The organism is Acinetobacter sp. USHLN143, from assembly GCF_037145695.1.
GTDB classification, from domain to species: Bacteria; Pseudomonadota; Gammaproteobacteria; order Pseudomonadales; family Moraxellaceae; genus Acinetobacter; species Acinetobacter fasciculus.
This window is the reverse complement of the sequence record NZ_JBBCWZ010000149.1, coordinates 1-2332: the sequence shown is the minus strand read 5'-3', so window position 1 is coordinate 2332 and position 2332 is coordinate 1. Positions and strand designations below refer to the sequence as shown.

Below are 2332 nucleotides of genomic sequence, written 5' to 3'. Positions count from 1 at the left end.
TCACTTCTTTCGAAGTTCGTACAACAACTGTTTGGGTGTTGTATAGTCAAGCCTCACGAGCAATTAGTATTGGTCAGCTTCACATATCACTATGCTTCCACATCCAACCTATCAACGTCGTAGTCTTCAACGGCTCTTTAGGAGACATAAAGTCTCGGGGAAATCTTATCTTGAGGTAGGCTTCCCGCTTAGATGCTTTCAGCGGTTATCCCTTCCGAACATAGCTACCCGGCGATGCCACTGGCGTGACAACCGGTACACCAGAGGTTCGTCCACTCTGGTCCTCTCGTACTAGGAGCAGATCCTCTCAAATTTCCAACGCCCACGGTAGATAGGGACCGAACTGTCTCACGACGTTCTAAACCCAGCTCGCGTACCTCTTTAAATGGCGAACAGCCATACCCTTGGGACCTGCTTCAGCCCCAGGATGAGATGAGCCGACATCGAGGTGCCAAACACCGCCGTCGATATGAACTCTTGGGCGGTATCAGCCTGTTATCCCCAGAGTACCTTTTATCCGTTGAGCGATGGCCCTTCCATACAGAACCACCGGATCACTAAGACCTACTTTCGTACCTGCTCGACTTGTGGGTCTCGCAGTTAAGCGCGCTTTTGCCTTTATACTCTACGCGTGATTTCCGACCACGCTGAGCGCACCTTCGTACTCCTCCGTTACTCTTTAGGAGGAGACCGCCCCAGTCAAACTACCCACCAGACATGGTCCTCGTCCCGGATAACGGGACAGAGTTAGAACCTCAATATTACCAGGGTGGTATTTCAAGGACGGCTCCATCGCAACTAGCGTCGCGACTTCAAAGCCTCCCACCTATCCTACACAAGTAAGATCAAAGTTCAATGTCAAGCTGCAGTAAAGGTTCACGGGGTCTTTCCGTCTAGCCGCGGGTACACCGCATCTTCACGGCGAATTCGATTTCACTGAGTCTCTGCTGGAGACAGCGCCCCCATCATTATGCCATTCGTGCAGGTCGGAACTTACCCGACAAGGAATTTCGCTACCTTAGGACCGTTATAGTTACGGCCGCCGTTTACTGGGGCTTCGATCAAGAGCTTCGCTTACGCTAACCCCATCAATTAACCTTCCAGCACCGGGCAGGCATCACACCCTATACGTCCACTTTCGTGTTTGCAGAGTGCTATGTTTTTAATAAACAGTTGCAGGGGCCTGGTTTCTGAGGCTGTCGGCCGCTCAAGGAGCAAGTCCTATCACAGACAACAGCGTACCTTCTCCCGAAGTTACGGTACCATTTTGCCTAGTTCCTTCAGCAGAGTTCTCTCAAGCGCTTTGGTCTACTCGACCTGACCACCTGTGTCGGTTTCGGGTACGATTCCTGTGTAACTGAAGCTTAGAGACTTTTCCTGGAAGCATGGTATCAGCCACTTCACTGTACAAGTACAGCTTGCTATCAGTTCTCAGCATAGAGTACCCCGGATTTGCCTAAGATACATGCCTACAACCTTCCACCTGGACAACCAACGCCAGGCTGACTTAACCTTCTCCGTCCTCTCATCGCATTACACAGAAGTATTGGAATATTAACCAATTTCCCATCGACTACGCCTCTCGGCCTCGCCTTAGGGGTCGACTCACCCAGCCCCGATTAACGTTGGACTGGAACCCTTGGTCTTTCAGCGTGCGAGTTTTTCACTCGCATTGTCGTTACTCACGTCAGCATTCGCACTTCTGATACCTCCAGCAGACTTCTCAATCCACCTTCATCGGCTTACAGAACGCTCCCCTACCACGCATAATAAATTATGCATCCGCAGCTTCGGCATATAGTTTTAGCCCCGTTACATCTTCCGCGCAGGCCGACTCGACTAGTGAGCTATTACGCTTTCTTTAAAGGGTGGCTGCTTCTAAGCCAACCTCCTAGCTGTCTATGCCTTCCCACATCGTTTCCCACTTAACTATAATTTTGGGGCCTTAGCTGGCGGTCTGGATTGTTTTCCTCTTGACTACGGACGTTAGCACCCGCAGTCTGTCTCCCGGATAGTACTCATTGGTATTCGGAGTTTGCATCGGTTTGGTAAGTCGGGATGACCCCCTAGCCGAAACAGTGCTCTACCCCCAATGGTATTCGTCCGAGGCGCTACCTAAATAGCTTTCGGGGAGAACCAGCTATCACCAAGTTTGATTAGCCTTTCACCCCTATCCACAAGTCATCCCCTGGCTTTTCAACGACAGTGGGTTCGGTCCTCCAGTTAGTGTTACCCAACCTTCAACCTGCTCATGGATAGATCACCTGGTTTCGGGTCTATACCCAGCAACTAAACGCCCTATTAAGACTCGGTTTCCCTACGGCTCCCCTAT

Annotated in this window: 1 rRNA gene; it reads right to left on the bottom strand. The window is 50.9% G+C overall.

Annotated features, from left to right (window positions below):
* Positions 1-42: 42 nt before the first annotated feature.
* Positions 43-2332, bottom strand: a 23S ribosomal RNA gene (locus WFH18_RS17270); the annotation flags it as partial.